A 6,063-nucleotide genomic window follows, 5' to 3' on the forward strand; every position below is an offset into this window, starting at 1 on the left:
TTCTGCCGGGCAGTACGCAGGCTGCATGGCATGAGATGGCCGCCGCCGACGCATTCGTACTGTCGTCGCGCTTTGAAGGGATGCCGGTGGCGTTGATGGAGAGCATGGCGCTCGGTGTCCCGGCGGTCTCGTTCGACTGTCCGAGCGGGCCGCGCGAGTTGATGCGCGACGGTCAGGACGGTTTGCTGATTCCGCCGGGCGATGCAACGGCGCTCGCCGCCGGACTGCGGCGCATGCTGTCGGACCAGGCGCTGCGCGAAGAACTCGGCGTCAGGGGCGCGCGCTCGATCCGGGATCGCTATTCCGTTGCCCATATCCTCACGATCTGGGACCGCCTGTTCGCCCAGTTGCGTCTGGGTTAATCAGTTTTCCGGAGGACGATAGTGCCGACGAATAAAGTCATTCTTCTCGCGAACACGGACTGGTATCTGTTCAACTTCCGCCTGTCGCTCGCACAAACGCTACGAGAGCGTGGGTTCGAGGTGATCCTGCTGTCGCCCGACGGCAGCTATGGTCCGAAGCTTCGAGCTCTCGGTTTTACCTGGGAGGCGATTCCGATGGAACGGCGCAGCCTCAACCCATGGCGCGAGATCGGCCTGATTCTATGGCTCGCACGGGTTTTCAGACGTGAGCGTCCGCTGCTCGTCCACGGCTTTACGATCAAGGGCGCAGTCTATAGCTCGCTTGCGGCGCGGCTGGCCGGCGTGCCGATTCGCGTCAACGGTATCGATGGCCTCGGTTACGTGTTCACGAGCGATGAGCTGCGCGCCCGCTTGCTGCGTCCCGTGGTGAGCCATCTGATGCGCTTCGCGTTCGATGGGAAACGCTCCGCCGTCGTTTTGCAGAATTCGTCGGACGTCGCGCTCTTCAAGCAGTCGCGCATCGCTGCGGACCGGGCGGTGCGGCTCGTGAGGGGCGCGGGCGTGAACCTGACACGCTACCGGCCGCGCGAGCCGGCCGAGACGAAAAAAACTGCGCCGTTGCGCATCGTGCTGGCGGCAAGGCTGATCTGGGAAAAAGGCATCGGCGAATACGTCGAAGCGTCTCGGATACTGAAGAGCGAAGGCCGTTCGGTGATTTTCCTGCTGGCGGGTTCTCCCGACGAGGGCAATCCAGCCGCGATTCAGCGCAGCCAGATCGAGGAATGGGATCGCGACAACCTGCTTACCTGGCTGGGGCACGTCAGCGATATGCCGGCCTTGCTTTCGGACGTCGATGTGGTCGTGTTGCCGAGCTACTATCGGGAAGGTTTGCCCACTACGCTAATCGAAGGCGCAGCCTGCGCGCTACCGCTGATCACGACCGATGCGCCCGGCTGCCGCGAAGTGGTGAGCCGCAACGGCGATGATGGGATCCTCATTCCAGCGCGAGACCCCAAAGCGCTCGCCGACGCGATCCGCATGCTCGACGACGATCGCGCGCTCGGCGTCAAGCTGGGCCTCGCCGCGAGAGCGAAGGTGCTAACCGAGTTCGACGAGAACATCGTGCTCGGCAAGTTGCTGTCGATCTATCAGGAGTTAGGCGCCGCGTCGCCGGTCCCAGGGCCGGTGCCGGTTGCAGGCTTGGTGGCAACACCGCCGGAGGGGACCGCGCCATGAGAATCGTGCACGTCATCTCCGGACTGCAGGTAGGCGGGGCCGAAATGATGCTCTATCGCCTGATCCAGGCGTCGCAGCGAGATGGTGTCCGGCACACGGTGATCTCCATGTCGTCACTCGACACGATGAGCGAGCGCATACGATCGCTCGGCGTCGAAGTGCGGATACTCGGCATGTCGCGGAGTTTGCCCAATCCCCTCATGCTGTTTCGCCTCGTGCGCTGGCTGGTCGAGCTGCGCCCTGACGTTGTGCAAACCTGGATGTATCACGCGGATCTGTTTGGCGGAATCGCTGCGCGGATCGCCCGGATCGCCGCGGGGCGGGGCGAACGACGGCGCGGTACCTTCAGGCTCGCCTGGGGTGTGCATCAGACCGAGTTCCCATCGATGCGTTCGGGCACGAAGCTGGCAATCGTCGCGAAGTTCTGTGCGTGGCTGTCCACGCGCCTGCCCGACGTGATCATCTGCTGCGCTGACGCGGCGCGCATCTCGCACGTCCGCGGTGGCTATTGCAGTACGCGAATGCAGGTGATTTTCAACGGCTTCGATCTCGAACTGTTCAAGCCGCGTCGCCGCGACAGCGATCCGTTGCGCAAGGCGCTCGGACTGGACCCCGCGACGAAGATCGTCGGCATAGTCGGCCGCTACGACCCCGCGAAGGACTATGGCACTTTCATCAGTGCCGTAGCCAGGGTGTCGGCGATGGAGCCGGACTGCCGCTTCGTCATGATTGGCAGGGGCCTCGACGAGAGCAATCAGGAACTCACGGCGATGATCGACCGCGCGGGCATCAGGGACGTTTGTCGACTTACGGGCGCAAGCAACGACGTGCACCTGCTGATGTCCGCTTTCGACGTGTTCTGTTTATCGTCACGAAGCGAGGGACTGCCGACGGTGGTCGGCGAAGCGATGGCATGCGGTGTCCCCTGCGTGGCGACCGATGTGGGTGATACTGCGGCATTGATGGGCGAAACCGGCCGTCTGGTTCCGAGCGGCGATCCGGAGGCGCTTGCCGCTGGGATCGTTAGCCTGCTTTCGCTCGACCGCGAGGGACGCGAACAGCTCGGCAGGCAGGCGCGCACGCGAATGGCCTCACGTTTTTCAATCGAGCGCTGCTGGGCAAGCTACCGGCAGGTCTACTCGACGCGCGGCCAGGCGTTCGGGTTCGGTATTGATCGCACGTGAGCACAACACGAAGCTCACGGGCCGGGACACGAGAGGATCGAGTACCGGCCGCAGATCGAAACCTATGACGAGCGCGACGCAAGTAGCAAATCTGGTTCTCCACCCTCAACCTCTACACCCCGATAGCCAGCAGCCGAATGGGCATTGTCCTGCGATGCCCCCAGCCGCAACACCAGCGGCAGGAGCCCGAAGTAGAGAAGCGGCGACGTATACGACAGCTTTGATGACATCAGCAGCCCGAAAAAGCACAGATTGGCAATGTCCTTTTTCATGACCAGGAAGATGCCGATCGGAATTGCAAGTCCTACGATGCCAAGCTGCACGACGAAAAAATTGAGCAATCCTGCGTCGTTGAGCGATGCAACAAAGGTCGATGTGTGTTCCGAGACATCGAACAGATCGTATTCGACGGAGAAGGGGCCGTAGCCCAGCAGAAAATCCCATCCATGGCGCACTTCGTAGACGTACGACAGCAGCCGCAATCGCAATCCCGAATCCGCGTCGATTTTTAGCATGAAGCTATTGATGTACGCCGCAATCAATCCCGGCGAGGCCAACGCGATCAGTGCGAATATTGCCGTCGCCCACGCTCTCGTGCGGCGTGAGTGCGTCACCATCAAGGCTGCAATCAACACCGCCGCCTGTACAACCGCCGCGGCCGACTGCGTGATGAGCATGGATAGCACGGTCAGCGCGATGGGCAGCGTAGCAGGCGTCTTTCCTCTCGCCCTGGAAAGCAGGATATAGCCGATTGCCATGGTGCCCACGGCCGCGGCGAACGTCGAAGGTTCTATATACATCCCCGTTGGCCGGAAGCCGAAAACGGGATGCACCGACTCCCAATTCTGGTACCGCGACGGGTCGCCCGTTATCGGCTTGGTGAAGTCGATGTACTGGCCGCCGACGAGCAGCGTTGCTGTCTGCAGGAGCAGCACAGAGCAATTGAGGACCAGCAATCTCGAGACGGTTGTCGTGACTTCGCCGATGCGTGCTGAAATCAACGCAGCGAATGACGCAAGAAACCCGATATCAAGCAAAAAGAAAATGTAGTTGTTCGTCGCGGATTTCTCGAGATTGTACGAAGCGTTCCCATGCGGTACGGCAAGAAACCACAGATAGCACGCGGTAATTGCAGTTGCCGAAAGCGACACAAAAGCCACACATCGAATACTGAACAACGCCTCGCGGACCTTCGCATCGCTGATGCACACTGCCATAAGCAGCAGAATGCCTGTCATCACAACATAGGGTCCATGGCTCGTCAGTGAGCACAGCAGCAGCGCGACGAACAGCGCGCTGCGATGAATTGCGGTTGACCGCATCGTTATTTGTGTACTCATGCTATGGCTTCTCTGCACGGCGGGTTGGTCGGAGTTTCGCCCGGAGCGGCCAGGTCTTCGCGTGGGTCGCTGCGATTGCGACTGCGATCCCGCCGACTCAAAAATATGCATTGGATAGCTGCAGCGAATAAGCAAATAGTTGAATCAGTTCTTTTGGATTCAACTATTTGCTTATTCCGGTACTTTCTGCGCACCCACGTGAATGTAGAGGAAATAGGTACCTGTCAATGTGCGTTTTCAAACATTAATAGGGACGCAGTGGCTGCTATGTTTCATCGACGCTTTGCGTGACCGGACGCGTGCCGCGCCGCGGTCTAAAACCCTGCGATACGCAAGACCCCTGTGTGTGCGAAGCAGTGGGCTTGGTCTACGCGTCTGAGGAACTTCATGAACGAAAGGAAGGCGTCACTGGCGTCGTCGGAGCCGCGCAACCGAGCGCCAGCGGAAATACTGGTCACTGCGGAGTTTGCCGCACAGGCAATCGGACGGCCTAGGCGATGGTGAGCGCACTGAGGTTCCAACTGACTCGCTGGCGCGAGCGCGTACTCAACACGCATCCTGATCATGCACGCATCGCGCGGAGCCTCGCGCGCGTTTCCGCGTTCGTGCTCATCGGGAAATGCGCCGGAGCGCTGAAGGAAATGGCGATTGCATACAAGTATGGAGTCAGCAGCATTGTCGATGCGTACCAGTTCACGTTTTCGATGGTGAACTGGCTGCCAACCACGTTGCTGTCCGTGGCAGGTGTCGTGCTCGTGCCGATGTTCGTCAATCTGCGCGCGCAAAAGAAGGACGATGTCGCGCAGTTCGTCGGCGAGCTGGAGGGGGCCGCGTTGGTGAGCGGTTTTCTGGTTGCTATCGTCCTATACCTCTGCTGGCCGTTCGTGATGCAGCACCTTGGGCCGGATGCGCCGTCGACGACGCGCGACTTATCCAGGGAAATGATGTACTGGCTTGCGCCAACAGGTGTACTGACGCTCGGCGCGGGGATTTATGCCGCGCGGCTTCAGGCGAACGAAAAGCATGTGAATACATTGCTCGAGGGACTGCCTGCCGCAGTGATTCTCGTGAGCGTACTCGTGGCTTCGCCCGACGCGGGCCTCGTATCGATCGTCTTCGGAACTGTCGTCGGCCTGGCGTTACAGATGCTTTGTCTCAGGTGGCTTGCCGGACGTACCGACGGCGTGTCGAGCCGGGTCAGACTCTCCATGCGCTCTCCGCATCTGGGCGAAGCATGGCTGTCTATGCGCACCCTGATGGTCGGCCAGATCGCCGTCTGTTTCGCCGGGCCGCTCGACCAATACCTGGTGGCGAGCCTCGAAGCGGGATCGAATAGCACGCTTGGCTACGCGAACCGCGTGCTCGCGCTGTTGCTCAGTGTGGGGGCGATGGCTGCCGCGCGCGCCACGCTGCCCATCTTCACAGACATCCGCAGGCAGGGAGATGCGCGGCGTGCGCGCCGAACAGCACTTTTCTGGGCGCTCGCCACGCTCGCTGCCGGTCTCGTTTGTGCTCTGGTGTCGTGGTTCCTCGCTCCAACTGCGATCGCCGTTCTGTTCCAGCGAGGTGCCTTCACGCCAGAAGACACGGTGAGGGTGGCAAGCGCATTTCGTTGGGGGCTCTTACAAGTGCCGTTCTATTTTGCGTTGATGGTGGTGTGGCAACTCTTTGCCAGCGAGGGACGCTTCAGGCTGGTGACAAACATCTCCTTGCTGGCGTTCGCGGTGAAGGCAGGGGCCAGCTTCGTGCTAGTTCACCTATTCGGGGTTGCAGGTGTGCAGATTTCACTTGCCTTGATGTATGTAACCGCATTCGTGTTGGCGATCAGCATGCTGCTGGGCAGTTCAACTTCGCAGCACGACAGCGAAATGCGCTGAGCTCTCGACCGTTCAAGAGACTACGAAACGTGAAAATTGTTCTTGTTGTCAACTCAATGGGTGA

5 protein-coding genes are annotated in these 6,063 nt (G+C 60.4%); 4 read left to right on the top strand and 1 reads right to left on the bottom strand.

The genetic code is table 11. The features are described 5' to 3' along the window. The 3 genes from GCT19_RS40565 to GCT19_RS40575 all read left to right on the top strand — a co-directional run. A partial coding sequence (locus GCT19_RS40565) for a glycosyltransferase (RefSeq protein WP_152854987.1) occupies positions 1-362 on the top strand: 362 nt, incomplete at its 5' end. A gap of 21 nt (positions 363-383) precedes the next feature. Further along, positions 384-1,598 carry a glycosyltransferase family 4 protein gene (locus GCT19_RS44725; RefSeq protein ID WP_321576952.1) on the top strand — a complete coding sequence of 405 codons (1,215 nt, stop codon included), beginning with the start codon at positions 384-386 and terminating at the stop codon, positions 1,596-1,598. Continuing rightward, positions 1,595-2,782 (top strand): glycosyltransferase, encoded by a 1,188-nt coding sequence (locus GCT19_RS40575; protein ID WP_035492217.1) that lies wholly within the window; start codon positions 1,595-1,597, stop codon positions 2,780-2,782. The genes GCT19_RS44725 and GCT19_RS40575 overlap by 4 nt, the downstream gene beginning before the upstream one ends. A 62-nt stretch (positions 2,783-2,844) precedes the next feature. On the opposite strand, the gene GCT19_RS40580 is transcribed toward GCT19_RS40575, so the two are convergent. Next, the gene (locus GCT19_RS40580; protein ID WP_152854988.1) at positions 2,845-4,122 is read right to left on the bottom strand and encodes a hypothetical protein; all 1,278 of its coding nucleotides are present in this window, start codon (positions 4,120-4,122) and stop codon (positions 2,845-2,847) included. Between the two features lie 641 nt (positions 4,123-4,763). Between GCT19_RS40580 and murJ the strand changes: the two genes are divergently transcribed. After that, positions 4,764-5,999, top strand: coding sequence for a murein biosynthesis integral membrane protein MurJ (murJ, locus tag GCT19_RS40585; RefSeq protein ID WP_193727524.1), 1,236 nt, complete (start codon positions 4,764-4,766; stop codon positions 5,997-5,999). Positions 6,000-6,063 lie beyond the last annotated feature (64 nt).

It is taken from the genome of Paraburkholderia atlantica (genome assembly GCF_009362785.1).
Classification (GTDB): Bacteria; Pseudomonadota; Gammaproteobacteria; order Burkholderiales; family Burkholderiaceae; genus Paraburkholderia; species Paraburkholderia atlantica.

What these genes read in the sequence shown, in the direction of transcription:
- GCT19_RS40575 (WP_035492217.1), top strand. Translation starts at nt 1,595, where the DNA reads ATGAGAATCGTGCACGTCATCTCCGGACTGCAGGTAGGCGGGGCCGAA.
- GCT19_RS40580 (WP_152854988.1), bottom strand. Translation starts at nt 4,122, where the DNA reads ATGAGTACACAAATAACGATGCGGTCAACCGCAATTCATCGCAGCGCG.
- murJ (WP_193727524.1), top strand. Translation starts at nt 4,764, where the DNA reads ATGGCGATTGCATACAAGTATGGAGTCAGCAGCATTGTCGATGCGTAC.